This is a genomic window from Heliomarina baculiformis, assembly GCF_019966545.1.
Lineage (GTDB): Bacteria > Pseudomonadota > Alphaproteobacteria > Rhodobacterales > Rhodobacteraceae > Heliomarina > Heliomarina baculiformis.
In genome coordinates, this window is the sequence record NZ_JAIMIC010000004.1 from 423,516 (window position 1) to 448,793 (window position 25,278).

Below are 25,278 nucleotides of genomic sequence, written 5' to 3' on the forward strand. Positions count from 1 at the left end.
TGCGGCTAAGGCTGGCGTGCAATCAGGGCAAGGTTGTTGGCGGGCATCTCGACGGTATCGACTAGCTCGAGACCTGCACTCTGCAACAGTTCCACTATCCAGGTATCGTCCTTGTACCCCACGGCGCTGTCCTGCGCCTGCAGCATCGCATGGAAATCCGCGTCGCCCTCGCTCGTGAGTTTGCCAGCGCGTTTGAAGGGGCCGTAGATCACGAAGAGACCCCCCTGTTCCAAGGCGAGTGCCGCTTCGGCGACCAGCACTTTCGCTTCCTCATCGCTGACCAGATGCAGCAGATTCACCAGAAGAATCAGGGTCTGACCTGTGTTTTCCTTCCCCCATCCGGGCGCCGTCGCATCCACACGGCAGACCTTTGAGAGATTGGGAAGATCTGCCCGCAGGACACGCGCGTCGATGGCAGCGGCCCGTTTTTCGTCAACTTCGGAGGGTTGCCATTGAAGATGCGGCAGGGCACGGGCAAGTTCAACCACATGCTGGCCCGTACCGCTCGCCAGCTCAAGCGCGTGACCCGGAGAGCTGGCATGTGACTTCAACAGGTTCCGGATCGCCTCGGCGTTTCGAGCGGCGGCAGGGGCGTGGAGAAAACCGTCGGTGTCCGGTTCCGCATAGCCTTCGGCAGAGGGGATCAGGCGTTTGGGCATGGTGGACAAACCTCAATCACGGGGGCGCGGTCGAAAATATTCATGGGGGCAGGGGCGATTCGAGCGGACAGTAAACTTACCGTCGAAATTTCAGCAGGATTGACGGTACCAACCACAGCCAATTCCCTCATGTCCCGGGCGCCCCAAGCGTCTGTTCTTCAAGCCGGTCCGTGGCCGGCGGCGGGGCAGGGCTAAGTGCTGCAAGCCGTGTGTAAAGCGCCTCGTCCATGTCGAAATCCATCGCGGCAAGCGACGGTTCAAGCTGCGCTGCATCACGTGCCGAGATGATCGGGATAGGCCGGTCCCGATGGGCCGCGACCCAGGCCACGGCCAGAACTGCCGGATCCACCGCCAGTTCCCCCGCGATCTCGACCAGACCGGCGGCGGTTTCCTGCATCCAGCCCTGTCCGTAGCGGGCACCATAGCGGTCGTCCTCGCTCAATCGGCCGCTGCCCCCGGTAAGGTATTTGCCGGTCAGCAACCCGCCGCCCAGCGGCGAATAGGCACAGACCGCGATCTGCTGGTCAGCGCACATGGGCAGGATCTCGACCTCGGCCTGCCGCTTGGCCAGATTGTACATCGGCTGCAAGGCATCGACCCGGATGTCGAAACGCTCAGCGACAGCCTGTGCCTTCATCACCTGCCACGCCGCGAAATTCGACAGGCCAATATACCTGATCTTTCCCGCATCGCGCAGCCGGGCAAAAGCCTCCATCGTTTCCGACAGATCGGTGTCCGGATCGAACCGGTGCAGGTACAGCAGATCCACCATGTCCAGATCCAGCCGCTGACGCGATCTATCGAACTGTTCGCGGATATTCTGCGCACCGGCGCCGCCGATATAGCCGACCTTTGTCGCAACCAGCAGCCTGTCGCGCTCAGCCCGGACCATCTCGCCCAGCAGGGTCTCGGAGTTCCCATCCGTATAGGCAAAAGCCGTATCGAAATGCGTGATACCGGCTGCACGGCAGGCGTCGAACATGGCGCGGCTCTGCGACGCATCGGCCCGCCCGCCAAACTGCATGGTGCCAAAGGCAAATCGGGAAATCGGCTGCCCGGCAAGTGTTTTAAGCTCTGTCATACCCTGCGTTCTGGCACGGCTTCGGGCACAGGGAAAGCCCCGTTTCGACAGGACGCCACACCGGCCTCCCTCAAGAATCCCCTGCTTCTTTGGGTCTTAAAATATCCCCGCCGGAGGCAAATGCGCCAATTGCCACGCCAGACGAGTCCCGCAAAAAGAAAAACCCGCGCCGACAAGGGCGCGGGTCGTCAGACACAAACGGTCCGATTGGCTTACTGCGGAATCTCGCCTTCGATGCCTTCGACGTAGAAATTCATGCCCGCCAGCGTGCCGTCATCGGCGGTCTCGCCCTCGGCCAGCCAGTCGGAACCATCCTGCTTCTTGAGCGGGCCGGTAAAGGGATGCATCTCGCCCGACGCGATCTTTTCCTTCATTTCCAGCGCGGCGGCTTTCACGTCATCCGGAACGGCCGAGGTGATCTCGCCGATGCCGACCATGCCCGCGCCGATACCGTCCCAACGGCTGACCGATTCCCATGTTCCGTCCATGACAGCCTTGGTGCGCTCGATGTAGTAGGGCGCCCAGTTGTCGATGATCGAGGAAATGCGCGGCTCGGGCGCGTATTCGTACATGTCCGAAGCCTGACCAAAGGTATAGACGCCACCGGCGTTCTGAGCCGCGGCCTGAGGCGCGGTAGAATCGGTGTGCTGAAGCACGACGTCAGCGCCCTGTTCGATCAGCACCTTGGCTGCATCGGCCTCTTTCGCCGGGTCAAACCAGGTGTAGACCCAGACGATTTTGAACTGCACATCCGGGTTGACCTTCTTGGCCTGAATATAGGCCGAGTTGATGCCGCGGATCACTTCGGGGATCGGGAAGGACCCGATGTAGCCGATGATGTTGCTTTCGGTCATGCTGCCCGCGATCAGACCCTGAATGGCGCGGCCCTCGTAGAAACGCGCGGAATAGGTCGACACATTCTCGGCGGTTTTGTAACCCGTTGCATGCTCGAACTTCACGTTCGGGAATTTTTTGGCGACGTTGATCGTCGGATCCATGTAACCGAAGGACGTGGTAAAGATCAGGTCCGCGCCGTTCAGCGCCATCTGCGTCATCACGCGTTCGGAATCCGGACCTTCGGCCACGTTCTCGACGAACACGGTCTCGACCTGATCGCCGAATTCTTCCTCGACGGCCAGACGGCCCTGGTTGTGTTCATAGGTCCAGCCGCCATCGCCGACGGGCCCAACAAAGACAAAGCCGACCTTGGTCTTGTCATCCTGTGCGCCGGCCGCGGTGGCCATGCCCAGTGCCGTCACGGCGGCCGCCCCGGCCAGCAGCGTTCTGCGAAGTATCGTCATTACGAGTAATCCCCTATTGGTGGTGTTTTTCTGTCAGGGAGACCATCCATGATCGCCTCCCGCTGTTCAAGGGCCGCCCCAGCGGCAGGCCCCGTTCTCCGTTGTCACGGAAAGAGATGAAACGCCCGGAAAGCCTAAAATTTAGGCTTTCCCGCGCGTCGACTGCGTGGCGGGTTACACCGGGCAAGGCAGTGTTTTTGCAGGTCGCCTTAACTGGTCGCATGGAATATCCGCCCCAACGAACCCGGTGCCCGGCTCTTGTCCGCCGACAGGATGACCAGCACGACGATGGTGATCACATAGGGCGACATGGCGAGGTACTCGACCGGGATGGCGACACCCGCCGCCTGCAGGTTCAGCTGCAACACGGTAATGCCACCAAAAAGATAAGCCCCCAGCAGAACACGCCACGGCTTCCAGCTTGCAAAGACAACCAGCGCCAGCGCGATCCAGCCGACACCGGCGGTCATGCCTTCCGTCCACTGCGGTACCCGCACAAGGCTGATATAGGCGCCGCCCAGACCGGCGCAGGCACCGCCAAACAGGATGGCCATAACCCGGATGCGCACCACCTTGTAGCCAAGCGCATGGGCCGCATCGTGGTTTTCGCCAACGGCGCGCAGGATCAGTCCCGCCCGGGTGAACTTCAGCAAAGCCCAGACACCGGCCACGATGGCGATGCCGAGATAAAGGATCAGGTCATGGCTGAACACCACCGGACCCAGGATCGGAATATCGCTGAGCAGGGGAATATGCAGGTCCGGCGTCGGCGGCGGTTTGATCCCTACGTAGGACTGTCCCAGCAGAGACGACAGCCCAAGCCCGAAAAGCGTCAGCGCCAGACCCGAAGCCACCTGATTGGCCAGCGCGAACTGGGTCAGGATGACAAATAGAAACGACAGCGCCGCCCCGCCAATTGCCGCGGCCAGAAATCCAAGCCAGGGCGAGCCGGTTTCCACCGCGACGGCAAAGCCGCAGATGGCGCCGGTGATCATCATGCCCTCTACGCCAAGGTTCAGCACCCCGGCACGTTCGACGACCAGCTCTCCGATGGCGGCCAGAAGGATCGGTGTCGCCGCCACCATCAGCGAGGCGACAAGCAGTATCGGGTTGATCTGGGACAGATCCATCAGGCGACCTCGCGGCTTTTCAGTCGGATGCGGTAATTGGTCAGCAGGTCCAGCGCCAGTAGGAAGAACAGAAGCATCCCCTGGAAAACCTGAATCGCGGCGGCGGGCAGGCCCATCTGGCTCTGCGCGATTTCCCCGCCAATATAGGTCAGCGCCATCAGCAGTCCGGCCAGCAGGATACCGATCGGGTGCAACCGGCCCAGAAAGGCCACGATAATCGCGGTAAAGCCGTAACCGGTGTTGAAATCGATACTCACCTGCCCGGCAGGGCCGGCGACTTCGAACAGCCCGGCAAGACCGGCGAGCATGCCGGAAGCCCCGAGACAGAACAACACAAGCCGCCCCGGCGAAACACCGGCGAACCGGGCCGCACGGGGCGCATCCCCGGTCAGGCGGATGTGAAAGCCAAGCATGTGCCGGTTCAGCAGTACATAGGCAAAGATCACCGCGATGGTTGCGGCAACCACGCCCCAGTGCAGACCCGCATTCTGGTTGATCCAGCTATTGGCCGATTCATACTCGTTCAGATTCCGGCTCCCCGGAAATCCGAAACCTTGCGGGTTCTTCAAAAGACCCAGCGACATCGAGGCCAGCAATTGCTCGGCCACATAGACCAGCATCAGCGAAACGAGGATCTCGTTGGTGCCGAAACGGACTTTCAGAACCCCTGGAATCATCGCCCAGGCCCATCCGCCAAGCGCCCCGGCGATCACCATCAGCGGAAAGATGTACCAGGCTTCCAGCGGGTAAAAGGCAAGCCCGACACCGGCCCCCGTCAGCGCCCCGATAATATACTGCCCTTCGGCGCCGATGTTCCAGATCCCGGCCTTGAACCCGAGCGACAGACCGATGGCGATCAGCACCAGCGGTGCGCCCTTCACCAGCAGCTGGGGCCGGTAATAGAACGCGAACTCCCCGAACAGCGGATCCCAAAAGATCGTACGGATCGCCTCAACCGGCTGCGTGCCCAAAAGCGCGAAAAGCAACCCGCCAAACACCATCGTGGCCAGCACTGCCACGACGGGCGTCGCAAGCGACCAGAGCTGCGAGGCCTGTGGCCGTTTCTCCAGCACGATCATGAACGCGCCCCTTTGCTTCTTCTCGTGTCAAATACGGCCGCCGGAGGCGGGAAATTCCTGCATGGCATATCAGACATGTGCAACCTCCATGCCATGCGCGCCACCCATCATCAGCCCGATTTCCTCCACGGTTAGTCCGGTGGTCGGGCGCGGCTCCGAAAGCCGCCCCTCGTTCAGGGCGGCAAACCGATCGGAAATTTCCATCAGCTCATCAAGGTCCTGACTGATGCAGATCACCGCCGAGCCCTTGGCGACAAGATCAAGGATCGCCTGACGGATCGCCGCCGCCGCCGAGGCATCGACGCCCCATGTGGGCTGGTTCACCACAAGCACTTCGGGACGTTGCAGAACTTCCCGGCCGATCACGAATTTCTGCAGGTTCCCGCCGGAAAGCGAGCGTGCCGCGTTATTTGGTCCCGGCGTGCGCACATCGAAAGCCTCGATGATCTTTTCGGCGAATCCCTGTGCCGCGCGCCATTTCAGAAACCCCCGCGATTCGAGGTTTTCGCGGACCGAGCCCGTCAGCATCGCGTTCTCGGTCAGGCTCATGTCCGGGGCCGCTGCATGGCCAAGCCGCTCTTCCGGCGCGGTCAAAAGCCCGATTGCGCGCCGCGCCGTCGGGCCGGTCTGACCGATAGGGCGACCATGCAGCTTGACCGATCCGGCCGCCGTCAGGATCTCTCCCGACAGCACCGCCAGCAATTCGTCCTGTCCATTCCCGGCGACACCGCCGATGCCGAGTACTTCGCCCTTTCGCACCGAGAGGCTGACCGATTTCAGTGACGTGCCAAAGGCCGAGGGCGATTTCGCGTCCAGCGCAACGATCTCCAACGCCACATCGCCCATGTCGCGCCCGGCGCGGGTAGGGGTCTTCAGCGCGGTCCCGACCATCAATTCCGCCATGTCCCGTGCAGAGGTCTCTGACGGGACGCATTCACCGACATTCTTGCCAAGCCGCAGAACCGTCGCGTGATCGCACAGGGCGCGGATCTCTTCGAGCTTGTGCGAAATATAAAGAATCGCCGTGCCTTCTTCGCTCAGCTTGCGCAGCGTCTTGAACAGGATCTCCACCTCCTGCGGGGTCAGCACGCTGGTCGGCTCATCCATGATCAGCAGCTTGGGGTCCTGCAAGAGGCAGCGGATGATCTCGACCCGCTGGCGTTCACCGGCGGAAAGGTCGCCAACCGTGCGATAGGGATCAAGCGGCAGACCATAGGTTTCGCTGACCTCGCGGATACGCGCGGCCAGATCGCGCATCGGCGGTGGGTTCTCCATGCCAAGCGCGATGTTCTCCGCCACGTTCAGCGCGTCGAAAAGCGAGAAATGCTGGAACACCATGGCAATCCCGTCGGCGCGCGCCGCCCGTGGTTCAGCCGGTGTAAAGGCTTTGCCGCGCAGGGTCATCGTGCCGCTGTCGGGCTTGACCAGACCGTAGATCATCTTGACCAGCGTCGATTTCCCGGCCCCGTTCTCGCCCAGCAGCGCATGGACCTCACCGGTCCCGATATCGAAGGAAACATTGTCATTGGCGACCACGCCGGGATAGGCCTTGGTCAGGCCCCTGAGGCTGAGAAGTATGTCGCTCATGCGCGTTTCCCCTTTAGCTTGCCCGCCAATGCACCCTCACCGTGCCGCAGCAGCGCCGTCCCGACACCCAATGCGATAGCCTGGGGGTGTTTGCCAAGAGAGGGCTCGCCAATAGGGCAGGTGAGTGTTGCAATCTTCTCCGGCGCATGTCCGAGATCGGCCAGCCTGCTGCGAAAGCGCGCCCATTTGGTGTCCGACCCGATCAGCCCGGCAAACCCGAACCCGTGGTTCAGCAGATTGTGGCACAGCTCGAGGTCGAGACTGTGCGAATAGGTCAGGATCAGGTGCTCCGCGTGTAATGGCGCATGCCGGACCAGATCGGCGGGACGTGTCGCGGGCAAAATCCGCACGCCATCCGGCCGCACCTCCGGATACCGGCTCAAATCCGTATCGGTCCAGGTGATCTCAAACTCGGGCAGCGGCGCCAGAACCTGCACAAGCGCCCGGCCCACATGCCCGGCGCCCCAGATCCAGAGGTCCCGCGAAGGCTTTCGCACCGGTTCGATCATCCATCCATCGCAAAGCTGCGGCACGGGCCGGGTGCCTTCGCCCCGTGCACGTTTCAGCAGGTTGCGCACGCCGAGCGGCATCGGCCCGGTCGAACCGGCGGGTCGCGCGATCACGTTCTCGTCCAGCTCTGCTACCTTCGCACTGTCGAAGATTTCAAAGAATAACGTCACCATGCCGCCGCAGCACTGGCCAAGACCCGGTCCCAGCGGATGCTGGCTCAGCCGGTCTGTCTCCAGCCCCGGCGCGGTCTTCGCTGCCTCGAACTCAAGCGCGCCGCCACCGATGGTGCCCGATTGCCCGCCTTGCCAGACCAGCATTGCCGCTCCGGTTTCGCGGGGTGTCGACCCCCGCGTCGCCGCAATCACCACGCGCACCACTGTTCCATGTGCCGCCACCGCCCGGCGCAGATCCTCCAGATCGAAACTCATGACCGGACCTGCCCCCGTGCCCGGCCAATCGCGCGCCAGACCTCTTCGGCCGTGGCTGGAGCATTCAGCGCTGGGTACTGGGTCCCGCATCCCGCCACCGCATCCGACAGGGCAAGAAAGGCCGAGATTCCAAGCATGAAGGGCGGCTCGCCCACGGCCTTGGAGCGATAGATCGTCTCCGCCGGATTCTCCCCCTCCCAGAGCGCCACGTTGAAAACATCCGGACGGTCGGAACAGGCGGGAATCTTGTAGGTCGAGGGGGCATGGGTCCGCAGCCGCCCGCTATCGTCCCAGACCAGCTCCTCGGTGGTCAGCCAGCCCGCCCCCTGGACATAGCCGCCTTCGATCTGCCCGATATCCAGTGCCGGGTTCAACGAAGCGCCTGCGTCATGCAGGATATCTGCCCGCAGGATCCGGTTCTCGCCAGTCAGCGTATCCACGGCCACCTCGGTCACCGCCGCCCCGTAAGCGAAATAGAAAAACGGTCGACCTGCCCCGCGTATCCGGTCCCACGACAGATCCGGCGTGCGGTAATAACCCGTCGCCGACAGGCTCACCCGTCCGACATAGGCGTATTCGGCCGCTTCGGCGAAGGAATAGCTCTCCTCGCCCACGTGCACCCGGCCATCGGCAAAGCGCACGGTGGCAGGGTCGGCTTGATGCCGCTCGGCGAGATGCGCCGCCATCCGGTCGCGGATCGTGTCGCAGGCCGCCTTCACCGCCATGCCGTTCAGATCGCTGCCCGAAGATGCCGCTGTCGCCGAGGTGTTGGGCACTTTGCCGGTGTCCGTCGCCGTGATGCGGACCGCCTCCAGCCCGACGCCGAAACGCGCCGCCGCCACTTGCGCAACCTTCTGGAACAGCCCCTGTCCCATTTCCGTGCCGCCATGGTTCAGATGGATCGACCCGTCCTGATAGACATGCACCAGTGCACCGGCCTGGTTTAGATGCGTCAGCGTGAAAGAGATCCCGAACTTGACCGGCGAAAAGGCGATCCCGCGCCTGATCACCGGGTTCTCCGCATTCCATGCGGCAATCTCGTCGCGCCTCGCGGCATACCCGCTGGTCTTCAGCAGTGTCCCGGTCATCCGCCCCAGGATGAAATCCGTAACCGCCATGCCATAGGGCGTGGTCTGCCCCTCAGCCCCGCTGTCGCCTGGCTTCTGCCGGACTTCCGTCGCGGCCCCGCGCGAGGCAAGATCCTCGCCCTTCTTTGGGTCCAAAATATCCTCGGGGGGAGAAGCCGCCGGCTTCCGGGGGGCAGACAGCCCCCCGTCCTCGGCATCGGCATAGTAATTGCATTGCCGGATCGCGACCGGATCCATGTCAAGAACATGCGCGGCATGATCCATCACCCGTTCGATGCCGACCATCCCCTGTGGGCCACCGAAACCGCGAAACGCGGTGGCGCTCTGCGTGTTGGTCTTCAGGCGATGGCTTTCGATCCGTGCGGCGGGCAGGTCATAGGCATTGTCCGCATGCAGCATGGCCCGGTCCGCGACCGGGATCGACAAGTCCTGAGACCAGCCGCAACGCGCATATTGCACGAATTCCACGCCCTTGATCCGGCCCGTGTCATCGAACCCTGCACGGTAGGTGATGCGGAAATCATGCCGCTTGCCGGTGATGACCATATCGTCGTCCCGGTCATAGCGCATCTTGCAAGTGCGCCCCGTGGCGCGGGCGGCAAGAGCGCAGGCCACCGCGAGGTGGTTGCCCTGGCTCTCTTTTCCGCCGAAACCGCCGCCCATGCGCCGGGTTTCGACCCTGACCGCGTGCATCGGCACGCCAAGTGCTTCGGCAACCTTGTGCTGGATTTCGGTCGGGTGCTGGGTCGACGACATCACGACCATGTCCCCGTTTTCCTGCGGCTGCGCCAGCGCGGCTTGTCCTTCGAGATAGAAATGCTCCTGCCCGCCGATATCGATAGCGCCTTCGATCACATGCGTGGCTGACCCAATCGCCGATGCCGCATCGCCTTTCTTGTAGACCCGCGGGCCTTCCTCGAAACGGCTGTCCGCCGCCAGAGCATCCTCGATGCTCAGGATCGCCTGCTTTTCGTCATAGGTAATCCGGGACTTGCGCGCGGCTTTCCGCGCCGCCTTGTGCGAGGTCGCGACAACACAAAAAATCGGCTGCCCGACATAATTGACCTCGCCCGACGTCAGCAGCGGTTCGTCATGGTTCGACGGCGACACGTCATTCTCGAACGGCATGTCATCTGCGGTAATCACCGTCACCACGCCGGGAGCGGATCGGACGTCATCCAGATTCATGTCGGTGATCGTGCCAAAGGCGATTTCGCTCAGGCCAAAGGCAAGGTGAAGGCAGTTGGCGGGCGTCGGAATATCATCCACGTAACGCGCCGCGCCGGTCACATGCAGATGCGCCGCGTCATGAGGCAGGGGCTTTGCGACGCTCATGGCTGCACCTCAAGCACCGAACCAGCCACGCCCCGATCCTCGGCGAAATAGCGCGAGAGAAGGGCCCGTGCCGTTTCCAGACGATAGGTGGCCGAGGCGCGCATGTCGCTGAGCGGCGCGAAATCCTCGTCAAAGCCTGCGCGTGCAGTATCCACCGTGTCGTCGGACCACGGCTTTCCGATCAGGGCATTTTCAACGGAAGTCGCCCGCTTGGGGATTCCGGCCATGCCGCCGAAGGCAATCCGTGCCTCGCTGACGACACCATCGGCCACCGTGATGTTGAAACAGCCGCAGACCGCCGAAATATCCTGATCGAAGCGTTTGGAAATCTTGTAGCATTTCAGCCGGTCTGTTTGCCGGGAAAAGCTCACCGCCTCGACAAATTCCCCGGGCCGCCTGTCCTGCTTGCCATAGTCAAGGAAAAACGCCTCAAGCGGCAGATCGCGCCGTTGATCGCCCTTGCGCAAGTGCAGGGTCGCGCCAAGCGCGATCAGCGCGGGCGGGTTGTCCCCGATAGGCGAACCATTGGCGATATTGCCACCGATGGTTGCCGCGTTGCGCACCTGAACGGACCCGTAGCGCCGGATCATTTCGGCGTATGAGGGATGCAGGTCAGCAATTGCCGCCCGCACGGTATTCATGTCCGCCATCGCTCCGAAACGCAGGGTTTCATCGTCGATGGATACCTGTTTCAGATCCGAGCAGCCTGCCAGAAAGATGACCGGGTCGATATCGCGAAGTCCTTTCGTGACCCAAAGCCCAACATCGGTGGCCCCGGCGACAAGGGTCGCGTCGGGGTTGGCCTCGTAGAGTTTCGCCAGCGCGTCGGAAGAGTCTGGCATGAACCGGTTCGCCGTCGCAGTCACCGGCGCATCGGTGATCCAGTCGGGGACTGGCTGATCGGCTGCCGACCGGGTGGCCCGAATGATCGGCGCATACCCGGTGCAGCGGCACAGGTTGCCCGCAAGCTGGTCATCAAAATCGCGCGCCCCGTTCCGATGGGCCGTCGCCATCGACACGATGAAACCGGGTGTGCAAAAGCCGCACTGGCTGCCGTGATCGTCGATCATCGCCTGTTGCACCGGGTGCAGCCTGCCATCAGGCGCGGCGATGCCTTCGACAGTGCGCAGCGACTTGCCGTTCAGTTGAGGCAGGAACAGGATGCAGGCGTTGAGCGCGCGCGACCCGTTCTCGTCGCTCACCATCACCGTGCAGGCACCGCAATCGCCTTCGTTGCAACCTTCCTTGGTGCCTTTGAGGCCGCGTTCCTCGCGCAGCCAGTCAAGCAAGGTGGTCGTCGCGTCCGCGTCCGCCAGTTCAACAGTCTCTCCGTTCAGAAGAAACGTGATGTTCATATGTTAAACCCGTCGCCTTACCCTGTTTTGACCAATGGCACGCGATTCCGATGCGACGTAGAAATAGCGTTGGCCCTTTGATTGTTAGCTCAGAGGTTAGAAAGGTGCGGCACGCTCTGGCAAGCAAAAGCTTGAAGGCAACGTGCTGCAGGATCTTGGAAAATGGGCAGTTAAGGCGCTGGGGCCGCTAATATATGCAGCGGAACCGGCGCAGACCTTGGGTCACCCGGCCGTTGCCGGTTGAAACAGTTTATAGAAAACCAAGATAATGATGCTCTATTTTCAGGCAAATCTACATGCCTGGCTGCGTGGAAGGCTGCCGGCTTGTCCAAATGCGTTCGGGCCGACACAGGTATCAGCCAAAACCCGTCTCAAGTTCTGCAGATTGCACCCTTCCCGGCGTAGTCCCGATATCTGCCGGAAAACTGCCCCTGCGATCCGGGTTAGGATTGCTCCCCCATGCGGCGCGCCATAGGATCGCGGCATGATCAATTCCCCCCGATTCATCCATCTGCGCGTGCACACCGAATACTCCCTGCTTGAGGGGGCGGTGCGTCTCAAGAAACTGCCCGGTCTTTGTGAGGCGGCAGGCATGCCTGCCGTTGCCGTGACCGACACCAACAACATGTTCTCCGCGCTGGAGTTTTCGGTCACGGCGGCGGGGGCGGGCGTGCAGCCGATCATCGGCTGTCAGGTCGATCTGACCTATCTGGAAAGCCAGCCCGGCGAAAAGCCAAAGGACCCGGCGGGTGTGGTTCTGCTGGCCCAGAACGAACGCGGTTATGAAAACCTGATGAAGCTGAACTCTTGTCTCTACATCGACAAGGGCGGGCAGGAACCGCAGGTATCGCTGGACGAGTTGGTTTCTCATTCCGAGGGCGTGATCTGTCTGAGTGGCGGCCCCGATGGGCCGGTCGGACGGCTGCTGCGCGCGGGACAACGGCCCGCGGCCGAGGAACTGGTGCAACGCCTGCACGAAGCTTTTGCCGACCGGTTCTACATCGAACTTCAGCGGCACCCGGGAGAGGACGGCAGCCAGCCCGAGGCGGAACGGATGAGCGAACGCGGCCACGTGGAAATGGCCTATGCGCGCCACATTCCGCTTGTCGCGACAAATGATGTCTATTTCCCGAAATCCGACATGTACGAGGCGCATGACGCGCTGATTTGCATATCCGAAGGGGCTTATGTCGACCAGCAGCAGGCCCGGCGGCGGCTGACCCCGCAGCACTACTTCAAGTCCCCGCAGGAAATGGCCGTTCTCTTCGCGGATCTGCCCGAAGCGCTGGAAAACACGGTCGAGATCGCACAGCGCTGCGCCTTCATGGCCTATCGTCGCGATCCGATCCTGCCAAAATTCGCCGATGACGAGGTCGCCGAACTGCGGCGCATGGCGAATGAGGGTTTGCAGGCGCGTCTGGCGGTCATCCCCCATGCGGTCAGCGTCGAGGAGTACCAGAAACGGCTGGATTTCGAGCTTGGAATCATCGAGGGGATGGGCTTTCCGGGCTACTTCCTGATCGTTGCCGACTTTATCCAATGGGCCAAGGATCACGACATTCCGGTCGGGCCGGGGCGGGGGTCCGGGGCCGGGTCGCTTGTCGCCTATGCGCTGACGATCACCGACCTCGATCCGTTGCGCTATTCGCTGCTTTTCGAACGCTTCCTCAACCCGGAACGTGTGTCGATGCCCGACTTTGACATCGACTTTTGCATGGACCGCCGCGAAGAGGTGATACGCTACGTGCAAGAGAAATACGGGCGTGACAAGGTGGGGCAGATCATCACCTTTGGGGCGCTCTTGTCCAAGGCGGCGGTACGCGACGTCGGTCGTGTTCTGCAGATGCCCTACGGGCAGGTAGACCGGCTCTCGAAAATGATCCCGGTCGAAGGCGTGAAACCGGTGTCCATCGAAAAGGCGCTGAAAGACGAACCGCGCCTGGCCGAGGAAGCGCGCAACGAGGAAGTGGTGGATCGTCTGCTGACATATGGTCAGCAGGTGGAAGGTCTGCTGCGCAACGCCTCGACCCACGCGGCGGGTGTGGTGATCGGGGATCGGCCGCTGGATGCGCTGGTGCCGCTTTATCAGGATCCGCGTTCCGACATGCCGGCGACCCAGTTCAACATGAAATGGGTCGAACAGGCGGGGCTGGTGAAGTTCGATTTTCTGGGGCTGAAAACCCTGACCGTCATCCAGAACGCTGTGGATCTTATCCTGAAATCCGGACGGCCCATCCATGTCACCGCCGATGGGCATGAGCTTTACCAGCCAGCGGAGGGTGGTGAGAACCAGATGAACCTCATCCCGCTGGATGACGAGAAAACCTACAAGCTGTATTCCGCGGCCAAGACGGTTGCCGTGTTCCAGGTTGAAAGCTCGGGGATGATGGATGCGCTCAAGCGCATGAAGCCGACCTGTATCGAGGATATCGTCGCGCTTGTGGCACTGTATCGCCCGGGTCCGATGGAGAACATCCCTGTTTATTGTGAGGTCAAGAACGGGGTGAAAGAGATCACCTCGGTCCATCCCTCGATCGACCATATCCTTGCCGAAACGCAGGGTATCATCGTTTATCAGGAACAGGTGATGCAGATCGCACAGGTCATGGCGGGTTATTCGCTTGGCGGCGCCGACCTGCTGCGCCGTGCGATGGGTAAGAAGATCAAGGAGGCGATGGACGCCGAGCGACCCAAGTTCGAAAAGGGCGCGGCGGAGAACGGGGTCGACAAGAAAAAGGCGACCGAGGTTTTCGACCTTCTGGAAAAATTCGCCAACTACGGGTTCAACAAGTCGCACGCGGCCGCTTATGCGGTGGTGTCCTACCAGACCGCGTGGCTCAAGGCGAACCATCCGGTCGAGTTCATGGCGGGGGTCATGAACTGCGATATCCACCTGACCGACAAGCTCGCGATCTATTTCGAGGAAGTGCGCAAGGGGCTGGGCCTGCCCTGGGTGCCGCCTTGCGTCAACCGGTCCCAGGCCCTGTTCGATGTGCAGGACGGCCAGCTTGTCTATGCGCTGGGCGCGCTCAAGAACGTGGGTGTCGAGGCGATGAAAATCATCACCGAGGCCCGCTGCAAGGATGGGGTCGACAAGCCCTTCAAGACCCTGTTCGACCTTGCCCGCCGGGCCGATCTGAAACGGGTGGGCAAACGCCCGATGGAGATGCTGGCGCGGGCTGGTGCCTTTGACGAGCTCGATTCCAACCGGCGTCGGGTGTTCGACAGTCTGGATGCGCTGGTTGCCTATTCCGGTGCGATCCACGAACAGAAGGCCTCGAATCAGGTGTCGCTATTCGGTGAGGCGGGTGACGACCTCCCGGAGCCGCGTCTTTCAAGCGCGCCGGACTGGATGCCTGCGGAGCGATTGAGCGAGGAATTCAAGGCGGTCGGTTTCTATCTTTCGGGCCATCCGCTGGACGATTACATGGCACCGCTCAAGCGCAAGGGCGTGATGACGCTCGATGAAGTTCGGGCAAAGGCGGCGAAATCGCCGATGGTGGCCAAGCTGGCCGGTGTCGTCGCGGGGCGGCAGGAGCGGAAATCCGCGCGCGGCAACCGGTTTGCCTTTGCACAGATGAGCGACACGACCGGCGCCTACGAGGTGACGCTGTTTTCCGAAACGCTGGAAAAATCGCGCGAGTTTCTCGAAACCGGTGCGAAGGTCGTGGTGACGGTCGAAGCGACGATGGAAAGCGATCAGCTGAAGCTCTTGGGTCGCGGTGTGGCGCCCGTCGACGTCGCGGTGGCGCAGGCCGGCAGTGCGGGGCTGCGGGTGTTCGTTGAAAATGCGATTGCGATCAATACGGTCGCTACGGTTCTGGAAGACGCGCAGAAAGTCGTAAAGACAGCGGCGAAAGGACCTGTGCAGCTCTACCTGATGGATCCCGGGCTGCCGGGCGAGGTCGAGATGGACCTCGGTCAGGATTTCGCGATCAACCCCGAGATCAAAGGCGCGTTGAAGAGCCTTGAAGGGGTGATGGACGTCGAGGAGCTCTAGCCGCCCGATCCGAGGCGTCGCGCCTGTTGCGGGGACGTCGCAGCCTCCGGCGGGGATATTTTAAGACCCAAAGAAGGGGCGGTCGCGGTAAATTCCGGGACCGTCCCGTTTTTGGTAGTCGTTACTGCAGGTCCGCACATTCCGGAACTGGCGTGAGCACCGTTCCGTCTTTCAGCCACTGGCTGAGGTTGTCGCAGGTCAGATCGCCCATCGCGGCACGGGTTTCGACAGTGGCGCTGCCCACATGCGGTTGCAGGGTCACGTTATCCATCGCGCGCAGGGCGGTCGGGACGTGGGGTTCGTTTTCGAAAACATCGAGACCCGCCCCGCCGAGCCGTTTGTGTTCGAGCGCCTCGATCAGCGCGGTTTCATCGACCACCGGACCGCGCGCGACATTCACGAGGATTCCGTCGGGGCCGAGCGCCTCGATCACCTCGGCATTGACGATGTGATGGGTCTCTGCGCCGCCGGGGGTAATGCAGATCAGCACGTCGCAGGTGCGGGCCATATCGGTCAGGTTTTCGAAATACTCGTGGGGCACGTCTTTCCTGCTGCGCGAATGGTAGACGATTCTTGCGCCGAACGGGGGCAGGCGGTCGGCGATGGCGAGGCCGATCCGGCCAAGCCCGAGAATGCCGACGGTACGGTTCTGCGTGCCGCGCGTGAGGGGCGGGTTGCCGTCCTTCTCCCACCGTCCGGCGCGCACATAGGTGTCATAGGCGGGCAGTTTGCGGGCGGTCGCGAGCCAGAGCAGGATCGCGGTATTCGCCACTTCGTCGTTCAGCACGTCCGGGGTGTGGGACACGAGAATGCCACGCTCGACCGCACGCCCCATGTCGATGCCGTCATAGCCGACCCCGTAATTCGAAACGATTTTCAGGTTCGGCAGCCGGTCCATCAGCTCCGGCGTCAGACCCGCGCCGCCAAAGGTGATGGCTGCCGTGATTTTCTTTGCGGTGTCATCGGCCAGCGTGTCGGTTTCATCGCGCGGCAGGGGAATGACCTCGAAGTCGCTCTCGATCCGCTCGCGCATGCGGGGCGTGATTTCACCGATCAGAAGAAGGGCGGGTTTGCTCATGTGTCTGCCTCCAGGACTTGGGTTTGCCGGCCGAGACCTTCAATGGCAAGGGTCATGCGGTCGCCGGGCCGCAGGAAGACCGGTTCCGGCTTCATGCCGAGGGCGACGCCCGGCGGTGTGCCGGTGGCGATCACATCGCCCGGGTGCAGCGTGAAGAGCTGGCTGAGATGGGAGATGATCTGCGCGACGGTGAAGATCATCGTCGCGGTATTGCCGGTCTGGCGTCGTTCGCCATTCACTTCGAGCGTCATGTCGAGCTTCTGCGGATCGGGGATCTCATCGGCAGTGACCAGCCAGGGGCCGACGGGTCCGAAGGTGTCGCAGGATTTGCCCTTGGTCCACTGGCCGGTCAGTTTTGACTGGAAGGTCCGTTCCGAGACATCGTTCACAATGCAGTAGCCCGCCACGTGTTTCAGTGCCGCTGCCTCGGAGACATATTTCGCGGTCGATCCGATGACCACGCCAAGTTCGACTTCGTAATCGACGGTGGTGGCGTTGCGCGGGATGATTACCGCGTCATCCGGTCCGGAAATCGCCGAATTGGCTTTGAGAAAGAGGATCGGATGTTCGGGGATGTCGGCGCCGGTTTCCGCCGCGTGATCGGAGTAGTTGAGACCGATGCACATGAACTTGCCGATATTGCCGACGCAAGGGCCCATCCGCTGGTTGCCCGAAACCGGGGGCAGGCCTTCCGGATCCAGCGCCTGCAACCGGGCGAGAGTCTGGCCGGAAAGGGTCGGTCCGGTGATGTCATCCACATGGCTGGAAAGATCGCGAAGTTGGCCATTTGCATCGATAAGGCCCGGTTTTTCCTGCCCGGGGGCGCCGTATCTGACGAGTTTCATATGACTTCCTGGTAGTTGTTCATGGCGACCTGCCTAGCATCGGAACCGGTCGCGGTCACCTAGTAGTGCGGCGGGCGTTCGTCGCCTAGGACCACGCCTCCCGAGCCTTCGGCCTCGCGCTGGGCCTCGCGTTCCATCAGCATGTGCACGTGCCGGGTCAGGCGGTCGATGTCCTTTTGCTGGGCGGTGACGATCGCGTTCAGCTCTTCGACCGTGCGATCGAGATGGGCGAGGTGTTCTTCGATCTGTTGCATGTGAGATCCTTTCCGGCTTGGGCAACCATAGAAGGCGGGTCAGCCGGGGCCAAGGGGCGGTCTTTGTGCCCGGCCGCTGCCGTCGCCTGCAAGAACGTTGGCTGGACGGCCGGTGGCGGGGCTGCTTGCCCCCGTCGGGGGCTTGGGATAGACCGCGCCGCGAATGGATCCTTGAAGGACATCGACATGGCCAAGGTCAAGAAACAGCCGCGCCCGAAGGCGGAGACGCCGAAGGGGTTCAGAGATTACTTTGGTGCCGAGGTCACTCAGCGCAGCGAAATGCTGCGCAAGATCGCCCAAGTGTATCATCTCTATGGTTTCGATGCCCTTGAAACCAGCGCGGTTGAAACGGTCGAGGCGCTTGGCAAGTTTCTTCCCGACGTCGACCGTCCCAATGAGGGCGTTTTCGCCTGGCAGGAAGCGGACGACGCGGACAAGGGCGACTGGCTGGCCCTGCGCTATGACATGACGGCGCCGCTTGCACGGGTGTTTGCGCAGCATCGCAATGACCTGCCGGTGCCCTATCGCCGCTATGCGATGGGACCGGTCTGGCGCAATGAAAAGCCGGGGCCGGGTCGTTTCCGGCAGTTTTATCAATGCGATGCGGATACGGTCGGGTCGGGCTCGATGGCCTCCGACGCCGAGATCTGCGCGCTTCTGGCCGACACGCTGGAAGCGGTCGGGATCGCGCGGGGCGACTACCTGATCCGGGTGAACAATCGCAAGGTTCTGAACGGCGTGCTCGAGGCGACCGGCGTCGAGGATGACGGCCAACGGGATGCGGTTCTGCGCACCATCGACAAGTTCGACAAGGTTGGCGAGTCCGGTGTTCGCGAGCTTCTGGGCAAAGGACGGCTTGACGATTCCGGTGCCTTCATTGACGGGGTCGGCCTGACCGAGGCGCAGGCCGCACCGGTGCTGGCTTTTCTGACGTCGAAAGGGGCGGATGCAGGCGAAACGCTTGCCAACTTGCGCTTAGCCGTCGGTGAAAGCGCCAGCGGGGCCGAAGGCGTGGATGAGCTTGAGGAAATCGCCGCCATTCTGAACGCGCAAGGCTATGGGCCGGACCGGATCGTCATCGATCCTTCGGTGGTGCGCGGTCTGGGATATTACACCGGCCCGGTTTACGAGGCCGAGTTGACCTTTGACATCCTCGACGAAAAGGGGCGCAAGCGGCAGTTCGGGTCGGTCGCCGGCGGGGGGCGCTATGACGATCTTGTCAAGCGGTTCACCGGCCAGTCGGTCCCGGCCACGGGTGTCTCGATCGGGGTCGACCGGTTGCTGGCGGCGCTGCATGCCAAGGGGCGTGTCAGCAAGGACGCGGCGGGTCCGGTCATCGTGACGGTCATGGATCGCGACAGGATGGCGGATTACCAGGCCATGGTTTCCGAGCTGCGCGGGTCTGGTATCCGGGCCGAGGTCTACCTTGGCAATCCCAAGAATTTTGGCAATCAGCTTAAATACGCGGACCGCCGCGGCAGCCCGGTCGCCGTCATCGAAGGCGGCGAGGAGAAAGAGCGCGGTGTGGTGCAGATCAAGGATCTGATCCTTGGTGCGAAGATCGCCGAAAGCGCGACGCTTGAGGAATGGAAGGAACGGCCCAGCCAGTACGAGATTTCCCGTTCGGATCTCGTGGCCAAAGTCCGAGAAATTCTGGCCGATCAGGCCGGGGAGCAGGCGTGATGCCCGACCGGGCAGATGCACTGGCGCGGGCCGCCGCGTTGCGCAAGCGTTTCGAGGATCTCGGCGCGCAGGTCGTGGAAACCCCGATACTGCAACCGGCCGAGGTTCTGCTGGACCTCTACGGCGAGGACATCCGTGCCCGTGCCTATGTCACCTCGGATGCACTTCGGGGCGAGCAGATGCTGCGCCCGGATTTCACCGTTCCGGTCGTGCAGATGCACATGACCCAAGGGGCGGAACCGGCGCGCTATACCTACTCGGGCGAGGTGTTCCGCCGTCAGGAACTCGACGAGGACCGGGCGAACGAATACCTTCAGGTAGGCTATGAGGTCTTCGACCGGAACGATGTCGCGGCTGCGGATGCAGAGGTGTTTGCCCAGATCAAAGAAGCAGTGGCCGGATTGCAGCTTCACGCGGCCACGGGCGATATCGGCATTCTCATGGCAGCCGTGCGAGGGCTCTCGACGACCGAGGCACGCCGCGCCGCGCTGATGCGCCATATCTGGCGACCGCGCCGTTTTCGCAGCCTTTTGAACCGCTATGCCGGGCGCGTGGCCCCGAGCCCGCGCAGGCAGGCCCTGCTCGCGGCAGGCGATCCCTTCGAAGGGGCAGGGCCGTTCAACGGTGTGCGCGACAAGGCAGAGATTGCCGCGCGGATCGATGCGCTCCGCGAAGACGCGGCAGCGGCGCCCATCGCGGCGCAGGAGATGGCCGGAATCGAAGCGCTGCTGAAGGTGCGCGAAACGCTGCCTTTCGCCTTGGAGCAACTGCGCGATATCGCGGTGGATCTGCCGTCGATCACCCCGGCACTCGACCGGCTGGAAGCCCGGACCGAGGCGCTGGCGGCCCGTAACGTGGATGTGGCCAACCTTGACTTCGAAGCGAGTTTCGGACGGACCTCAATGGAATATTACGACGGCTTCGTCTTTGGTTTCTACGCAGAGCAGGCACCTGATCTTCCGCCCATCGCAACCGGCGGGCGCTATGACGCGTTGACCCGGCACCTTGGACGCGGTGCCGAGATACCGGCGGTGGGTGGCGTTCTGCGCCCCGGCCTGATCCTGCAACTGGAGCGCATGTGATGCTGAAACTGGGTGTGCCCTCCAAGGGGCGGTTGATGGAGAAGACCTTTGCCTGGTTCGAAAAGCACGGCATTCGTCTGTCCCGCACGGGGTCCGACCGTGAATATGCGGGCACGGTCGAGGGCATCGACGGGGTGGGGCTCGTGCTGCTCTCTGCCGGTGAGATCCCCCGCGAACTCGCGGCAGGACGCATCCATCTTGGCGTGACGGGCACGGATCTCGTTCACGAGAAACTGGCGAGATGGGAAAGCCAGGTACAAGAGATCGAACCGCTCGGCTTTGGCCATGCGGATCTGGTTCTGGCCGTTCCGCAATGCTGGGTGGATGTGGATACGCTCGAAGATCTGGATGCGGCGGCGGCAGCCTTCCGGGCGCGCCACGGGTACCGGATGCGGATCGCCACGAAGTATCACCGGCTGGTGCGGGATTTCCTGCGCGAGGCCGGTGTTGCCGATTACGCGCTTGTCGATAGCCAGGGGGCGACCGAAGGCACAGTCAAAAACGAAACCGCAGAGGCAGTGGCGGATATCACCTCAACAGGCGATACCCTGCGCGCCAACCATCTGAAATTGCTGTCTGACGGTCTGGTCCTGAAGAGCCAGGCGACGCTCTGGCGCAGCCGTGTCGCAGAGTGCGATGACGCGGACCAGCGGGCAATGCAGGAAATTCTGGACCGGCTGGGGTAGCGGCGGCTCCTGTCGGAACCGCCCTCCCGTTTGCGCCAAGAATTTTTGAGAATTCTTGGTAAATTTCTTTCAGAAATTTGGCTGCGGCGTGATCAGAGATCCGTGCGCAGATGCCAGAGTTCCGGGAACAGCTCCGTTTCCAGCATCCGCTTCAGGTAGCTCACGCCGCCGGTGCCACCTGTTCCCCGCTTGAAGCCGATGACCCGTTCGACCGTGGTGACATGGTTGAACCGCCAGCGTCTGAAGTAGTCCTCAAGGTCCACCAGCTTTTCTGCCAGCTCGTAGAGCGCCCAGTAGGTTTCCGGCTGCTTGTACACGTTGCTCCAAGCGGCGGCGACAGCCGGGTCCGGCGCGTGTTTCTTCGTCGTGTCGCGCCCGGTAACCCCTTCGGGCAGGGGGAATGCCTCGGAGAGGGCACGCATCGCCACATCATAAAGCGAGGGCCGTTCCAGTTCTTCCGTAAGGAGTTGCAGCACCTCTGGGCGGTGTTCGTGCGGGCGCAGCATGGCCGGGTTCCGGTTGCCGAGGATGAACTCGATCTGCCGGTACTGGTGCGACTGAAACCCGGAACTCTGGCCAAGCGTTTCCCGGAAGCTCGTGTAATCCGAGGGCGTCATCGTGCGCAGCACATCCCATGCGCTGTTGAGCTGTTCGAAGATCCGGCTCACACGGCTCAGCATCTTGAACGCCGGGCGCATGTCGGGCTGGGCAAGCGCCTCTCGCGCAGCCGTCAGCTCATGTATCGCCAGCCGCATCCAAAGCTCCGAGGTCTGGTGCTGGACGATAAACAGCATTTCGTCATGCGCATCGGACAGAGGTGACTGCGCGCTCAGGATCTTTGAAAGCTGCAGGTAGTCGCCGTAGGACATGCGTCCGTCAAAAGACATCTGCGCGCCTTCGGTCTCCGGATTGTATGGTTCACTCATGGCTCAGGTCACCGCGTTCCGCGTCTTGTAGGCATCGTTGTCCCACAGTTTCTTGTTCATGACATCCGAGATCACTTTGGCCGCGCCGCGAATGTCGTCTTCGTCCAGATAAAGCGGCGTGATGCCGAACCGCATGATGTCGGGCGACCGGAAATCGCCGATCACCCCGTTTGCGATCAGCGCCTGCATCGCGGCATAACCCTGCTCGAACCTGAACGAAACCTGGCTGCCGCGTTCCTGCGGATTGCGCGGGCTGGCAAGCGAAAGCATCGGACAGGCGGCTTCGACTTCGGCGATGAAGAGCTCGCTAAGTTCGATGGAGCGGGCGCGCAAGTCGTCCATGTCGACCATGTCCCAGATGTCGAGCGCGCATTCGAGCGATGTCATCTGGATGACCGGCGGCGTTCCCACGCGCATCCGCGATACCCCCGCACCGGCCCGGTAATCGAGATCGAAATCGAAAGGCGCGTCATGCCCAAGCCAGCCGGACAGGGCAGGCAGGGTCTGATCCGCATGTTTCGGCGCAACATAGATAAAGGCCGGGGCGCCGGGGCCGCCGTTCAGATATTTGTAGCTGCAGCCGACCGCGAAATCGGCGTCTGCTTCCGCCAGCCGGACGGGCAGGGCACCTGCCGTATGCGCAAGGTCCCAAACGGCCAGAGCACCGACCGCATGCGCTTTTTCCGTCAGCGCCTTCATGTCATGCAACCGGCCGGTCCGGTAATCGACCTCGGTCAGCATCATCACGGCGATCTCTTCCGAGAACTCGGATTCGACGTCTTCCGGATTCACGACGCGCAGCTCGTACGCCGGCCCCAATGTCTTGAGCAGACCTTGGGCGATGTAGAGATCCGAGGGAAAGTTGCCGTTGTCCGACAGGATGACCTTGCGCTCGGGCCGCATGGCCAGCGCCGAGGCCAGCGCCTGATAGACCTTGATCGACAGGGTGTCGCCGGTTGCGACGCTGCCCGCCTCTGCGCCGATCAGACGTGCGATCCGGTCGCCGATGGCCATGGGCTGCGCCATCCAGCCGGCTTTGTTCCAGCCGGTGATCAGCATGTCGCCCCATTCGTCGCGCATCATGGCTGCAATGCGATCCGGGGCTGCTTTCGGCAGGGGGCCGAGCGAATTGCCATCAAGGTAGAGAAGACCCTCCGGCAGGTGAAAACGCGCTTTGATCGCCGCAAAATCCGTCATGTTCCCGACACTCGCAGTTGTTTTATGCTTGAAGTAATTCGGTCGTATCCGCTTCCTTTGGTTCTGTCCAGCGGCTTGTGCTCGTCTGCCCGGGGTGGTTATTTCCGCCCCGCCACAGGGCTGATCGTGCCTTTGTGCCCTTAAAACGATCATCTCCCAAAGAACGATTTCTCAGTTTCAGTTGTCAATTTGGAACGAAATGTCGTTGGATCCCATGTCAGGGCTTCATGTTAGCGTTCACGAACAAAAGATGCGCGCGACAACGGTATCTTTTGCGATAATTGCGGAGCGAAACACGGGCTTTGCTTGCGCATCCATGACACGCAGGGTAGTGAATCTCGGAACTATCATGCCGGGGCTATATCGGCACAGAGATGAGGGAGTAATCGGTGAAGATAGGGACGCCCAAAGAAGTTTTCGACGGTGAAAACAGGGTTGCGATGACGCCAGACAGCGCGCGCGCCTTGCAAAAACTCGGATATGAATGCGTGATCGAGGCCGGGGCAGGCGGCCGGGCTGGTTTCAACGACGAGGCCTATGCCGAGGCCGGGGTCGAGATCGCCAAAACCGGGGCCGCTCTTTACAAGGCGGCGGACATCATCGCCAAGGTGCGTCCGCCCAGCGAGACTGAAATCAAACGTCTCAATTCCAACAAGACGCTGATTTCGTTCTTTTATCCCGGCTCCAACGAAGAGCTGATGCAAAAGGCCGCCGAAACTGGCGCCTCTGTCATCGCGATGGACATGGTGCCACGGATCAGCCGCGCCCAGAAGATGGACGCGCTGAGTTCGATGGCCAATATCGCTGGCTACCGCGCGGTCATCGAGGCAGGCAACAACTTTGGCCGTTTCTTTACCGGTCAGGTGACGGCGGCGGGCAAGGTGCCCCCGGCCAAGGTTCTGATCGTCGGTGCCGGTGTTGCCGGTCTTGCCGCGATCGGCACCTCGACCTCGCTTGGTGCGATGACCTATGCCTTTGACGTGCGCCCCGAAGTGGCCGAGCAGGTCGAATCCATGGGGGCCGAATTCGTCTATCTCGATTTCGAGGAAGAGCAGACCGATGGTTCCGCAACCGGCGGCTATGCCTCTGTTTCTTCTCCGGAATTCCGCGAGGCGCAGCTGGCGAAGTTCCGCGAACTGGCCCCGGAAATGGACATCGTCATCACCACGGCGCTGATCCCGAACCGCGAAGCGCCCGAACTCTGGACCGAGGATATGGTCAAGGCGATGAAACCGGGCTCGGTCATCGTCGACCTCGCCGCCGAGCGTGGTGGCAACTGCAAGCTGACCGTACCGGACGAAAAGATCGTCACGGATAACGGTGTCACCATCATCGGTTACACCGACTTCCCGTCGCGCATGGCCACCCAGTCCTCGACGCTCTATGCCACCAACGTACGCCACATGATGACGGACCTGACGCCCGAAAAGGACGGCATGGTCAATCACAACATGGACGATGACGTGATCCGTGGGGCGACGATTACCCATGCGAAAGAAGTCACCTTCCCGCCACCGCCGCCAAAGGTGAAGGCGATTGCTGCGCAAAAGCCCAAGGAAAAAGTCAAAGAACTGACCCCGGCGGAAAAGCGCGAACAGGAAATCGAAGCGTTCAAGAAACAGACCAAAAGCCAGGTGACCCTGATCGCCGTCGGTGCTGTGCTTCTGCTTCTGCTTGGCCTCGTGGCCCCGGCAAGCTTCATGCAGCACTTCATCGTGTTCGTTCTGGCCGTTTTTGTCGGCTTCCAGGTGATCTGGGGCGTGGCGCATTCGCTGCACACACCGCTGATGGCCGTGACCAACGCGATTTCGTCCATCATCATCCTTGGTGCCCTGATGCAGATCGGCTCGGGGTCTTTCCTTGTGATCCTGCTTGCCGCCCTGTCGGTCTTTATGGCCGGTATCAACATCTTTGGTGGCTTCCTCGTGACCCGGCGCATGCTCGCCATGTTCCAGAAATCGTAAGGAGTAGAGG

Annotated in this window: 19 protein-coding genes; 5 read left to right on the forward strand and 14 right to left on the reverse strand. The window is 61.9% G+C overall.

The window, feature by feature from the left end; genetic code table 11:
* Positions 1 to 5: 5 nt before the first annotated feature.
* The 9 genes from MF268_RS11915 to xdhA form a co-directional block, all read right to left on the reverse strand.
* Positions 6 to 659, reverse strand: coding sequence for a DUF938 domain-containing protein (locus tag MF268_RS11915; RefSeq protein WP_238371078.1), 654 nt, complete (start codon positions 657 to 659; stop codon positions 6 to 8).
* A 127-nt stretch (positions 660 to 786) separates the two neighbouring features.
* Positions 787 to 1,740, reverse strand: coding sequence for an aldo/keto reductase (locus tag MF268_RS11920; RefSeq protein WP_238371079.1), 954 nt, complete (start codon positions 1,738 to 1,740; stop codon positions 787 to 789).
* Positions 1,741 to 1,952: 212 nt separating this feature from the next.
* Positions 1,953 to 3,041 carry a BMP family ABC transporter substrate-binding protein gene (locus tag MF268_RS11925; RefSeq protein WP_238371080.1) on the reverse strand — a complete coding sequence of 363 codons (1,089 nt, stop codon included), beginning with the start codon at positions 3,039 to 3,041 and terminating at the stop codon, positions 1,953 to 1,955.
* A gap of 209 nt (positions 3,042 to 3,250) precedes the next feature.
* Positions 3,251 to 4,171, reverse strand: coding sequence for an ABC transporter permease (locus MF268_RS11930; RefSeq protein WP_238371081.1), 921 nt, complete (start codon positions 4,169 to 4,171; stop codon positions 3,251 to 3,253).
* Positions 4,171 to 5,250 (reverse strand): ABC transporter permease, encoded by a 1,080-nt coding sequence (locus MF268_RS11935; RefSeq protein WP_238371082.1) that lies wholly within the window; start codon positions 5,248 to 5,250, stop codon positions 4,171 to 4,173. Before MF268_RS11935 ends, MF268_RS11930 begins: the two co-directional genes overlap by 1 nt.
* A gap of 69 nt (positions 5,251 to 5,319) precedes the next feature.
* On the reverse strand, positions 5,320 to 6,837 hold the full coding sequence (locus MF268_RS11940; protein WP_238371083.1) for an ABC transporter ATP-binding protein: 1,518 nt from the start codon (positions 6,835 to 6,837) through the stop codon (positions 5,320 to 5,322).
* Positions 6,834 to 7,775 (reverse strand): xanthine dehydrogenase accessory protein XdhC, encoded by a 942-nt coding sequence (gene xdhC / locus MF268_RS11945; RefSeq protein WP_238371084.1) that lies wholly within the window; start codon positions 7,773 to 7,775, stop codon positions 6,834 to 6,836. Before xdhC ends, MF268_RS11940 begins: the two co-directional genes overlap by 4 nt.
* Positions 7,772 to 10,198: a xanthine dehydrogenase molybdopterin binding subunit gene (gene xdhB / locus MF268_RS11950; protein WP_238371085.1), complete on the reverse strand. Its 2,427-nt coding sequence runs from the start codon at positions 10,196 to 10,198 to the stop codon at positions 7,772 to 7,774. The genes xdhC and xdhB overlap by 4 nt, the downstream gene beginning before the upstream one ends.
* Entirely contained in the window at positions 10,195 to 11,553 is a 1,359-nt protein-coding gene (gene xdhA / locus MF268_RS11955) for a xanthine dehydrogenase small subunit (protein WP_238371086.1), read from the reverse strand. Before xdhA ends, xdhB begins: the two co-directional genes overlap by 4 nt.
* Positions 11,554 to 12,037: 484 nt before the next feature.
* Here xdhA and dnaE point away from each other — a divergent pair, with 484 nt between their 5' ends.
* On the forward strand, positions 12,038 to 15,553 hold the full coding sequence (dnaE, locus tag MF268_RS11960; RefSeq protein ID WP_238371087.1) for a DNA polymerase III subunit alpha: 3,516 nt from the start codon (positions 12,038 to 12,040) through the stop codon (positions 15,551 to 15,553).
* A gap of 121 nt (positions 15,554 to 15,674) precedes the next feature.
* Here the strand turns inward: dnaE and MF268_RS11965 are convergent, their stop codons facing one another.
* From MF268_RS11965 to MF268_RS11975, 3 genes are read right to left on the reverse strand one after another with little or no spacing between them, the layout of a single operon-like run.
* The gene (locus MF268_RS11965) at positions 15,675 to 16,631 is read right to left on the reverse strand and encodes a 2-hydroxyacid dehydrogenase (protein ID WP_238371088.1); all 957 of its coding nucleotides are present in this window, start codon (positions 16,629 to 16,631) and stop codon (positions 15,675 to 15,677) included.
* Positions 16,628 to 17,476: a fumarylacetoacetate hydrolase family protein gene (locus tag MF268_RS11970; protein WP_238371089.1), complete on the reverse strand. Its 849-nt coding sequence runs from the start codon at positions 17,474 to 17,476 to the stop codon at positions 16,628 to 16,630. Before MF268_RS11970 ends, MF268_RS11965 begins: the two co-directional genes overlap by 4 nt.
* 59 nt (positions 17,477 to 17,535) lie before the next feature.
* On the reverse strand, positions 17,536 to 17,730 hold the full coding sequence (locus MF268_RS11975) for a SlyX family protein (protein WP_238371090.1): 195 nt from the start codon (positions 17,728 to 17,730) through the stop codon (positions 17,536 to 17,538).
* A 186-nt stretch (positions 17,731 to 17,916) separates the two neighbouring features.
* Between MF268_RS11975 and hisS the strand changes: the two genes are divergently transcribed.
* From hisS to hisG, 3 genes are read left to right on the forward strand one after another with little or no spacing between them, the layout of a single operon-like run.
* Positions 17,917 to 19,413, forward strand: a complete 1,497-nt coding sequence (gene hisS, locus MF268_RS11980; RefSeq protein WP_238371091.1) for a histidine--tRNA ligase — start codon at positions 17,917 to 17,919, stop codon at positions 19,411 to 19,413.
* Positions 19,413 to 20,495, forward strand: coding sequence for an ATP phosphoribosyltransferase regulatory subunit (locus MF268_RS11985; RefSeq protein ID WP_238371092.1), 1,083 nt, complete (start codon positions 19,413 to 19,415; stop codon positions 20,493 to 20,495). Before hisS ends, MF268_RS11985 begins: the two co-directional genes overlap by 1 nt.
* Positions 20,492 to 21,181 (forward strand): ATP phosphoribosyltransferase, encoded by a 690-nt coding sequence (hisG, locus tag MF268_RS11990; protein WP_238371093.1) that lies wholly within the window; start codon positions 20,492 to 20,494, stop codon positions 21,179 to 21,181. Before MF268_RS11985 ends, hisG begins: the two co-directional genes overlap by 4 nt.
* A gap of 92 nt (positions 21,182 to 21,273) precedes the next feature.
* Here the strand turns inward: hisG and kynA are convergent, their stop codons facing one another.
* Complete coding sequence (gene kynA, locus MF268_RS11995; RefSeq protein WP_238371094.1) at positions 21,274 to 22,107, reverse strand: tryptophan 2,3-dioxygenase; 834 nt, start codon at positions 22,105 to 22,107, stop codon at positions 21,274 to 21,276.
* Between the two features lie 3 nt (positions 22,108 to 22,110).
* Positions 22,111 to 23,304: a kynureninase gene (kynU, locus tag MF268_RS12000; RefSeq protein WP_238371095.1), complete on the reverse strand. Its 1,194-nt coding sequence runs from the start codon at positions 23,302 to 23,304 to the stop codon at positions 22,111 to 22,113.
* Between the two features lie 389 nt (positions 23,305 to 23,693).
* On the opposite strand from kynU, the gene MF268_RS12005 reads away from it, so the two are divergent.
* On the forward strand, positions 23,694 to 25,268 hold the full coding sequence (locus tag MF268_RS12005) for a Re/Si-specific NAD(P)(+) transhydrogenase subunit alpha (protein ID WP_238371096.1): 1,575 nt from the start codon (positions 23,694 to 23,696) through the stop codon (positions 25,266 to 25,268).
* Positions 25,269 to 25,278: the final 10 nt, after the last annotated feature.

Coding starts and splice junctions, on each gene's coding strand:
- MF268_RS11915 (WP_238371078.1), bottom strand. CDS start 659: ATGCCCAAACGCCTGATCCCCTCTGCCGAAGGCTATGCGGAACCGGAC.
- MF268_RS11920 (WP_238371079.1), bottom strand. CDS start 1,740: ATGACAGAGCTTAAAACACTTGCCGGGCAGCCGATTTCCCGATTTGCC.
- MF268_RS11925 (WP_238371080.1), bottom strand. CDS start 3,041: ATGACGATACTTCGCAGAACGCTGCTGGCCGGGGCGGCCGCCGTGACG.
- MF268_RS11930 (WP_238371081.1), bottom strand. CDS start 4,171: ATGGATCTGTCCCAGATCAACCCGATACTGCTTGTCGCCTCGCTGATG.
- MF268_RS11935 (WP_238371082.1), bottom strand. CDS start 5,250: ATGATCGTGCTGGAGAAACGGCCACAGGCCTCGCAGCTCTGGTCGCTT.
- MF268_RS11940 (WP_238371083.1), bottom strand. CDS start 6,837: ATGAGCGACATACTTCTCAGCCTCAGGGGCCTGACCAAGGCCTATCCC.
- xdhC (WP_238371084.1), bottom strand. CDS start 7,775: ATGAGTTTCGATCTGGAGGATCTGCGCCGGGCGGTGGCGGCACATGGA.
- xdhB (WP_238371085.1), bottom strand. CDS start 10,198: ATGAGCGTCGCAAAGCCCCTGCCTCATGACGCGGCGCATCTGCATGTG.
- xdhA (WP_238371086.1), bottom strand. CDS start 11,553: ATGAACATCACGTTTCTTCTGAACGGAGAGACTGTTGAACTGGCGGAC.
- dnaE (WP_238371087.1), top strand. CDS start 12,038: ATGATCAATTCCCCCCGATTCATCCATCTGCGCGTGCACACCGAATAC.
- MF268_RS11965 (WP_238371088.1), bottom strand. CDS start 16,631: ATGAGCAAACCCGCCCTTCTTCTGATCGGTGAAATCACGCCCCGCATG.
- MF268_RS11970 (WP_238371089.1), bottom strand. CDS start 17,476: ATGAAACTCGTCAGATACGGCGCCCCCGGGCAGGAAAAACCGGGCCTT.
- MF268_RS11975 (WP_238371090.1), bottom strand. CDS start 17,730: ATGCAACAGATCGAAGAACACCTCGCCCATCTCGATCGCACGGTCGAA.
- hisS (WP_238371091.1), top strand. CDS start 17,917: ATGGCCAAGGTCAAGAAACAGCCGCGCCCGAAGGCGGAGACGCCGAAG.
- MF268_RS11985 (WP_238371092.1), top strand. CDS start 19,413: ATGCCCGACCGGGCAGATGCACTGGCGCGGGCCGCCGCGTTGCGCAAG.
- kynA (WP_238371094.1), bottom strand. CDS start 22,107: ATGAGTGAACCATACAATCCGGAGACCGAAGGCGCGCAGATGTCTTTT.
- kynU (WP_238371095.1), bottom strand. CDS start 23,304: ATGACGGATTTTGCGGCGATCAAAGCGCGTTTTCACCTGCCGGAGGGT.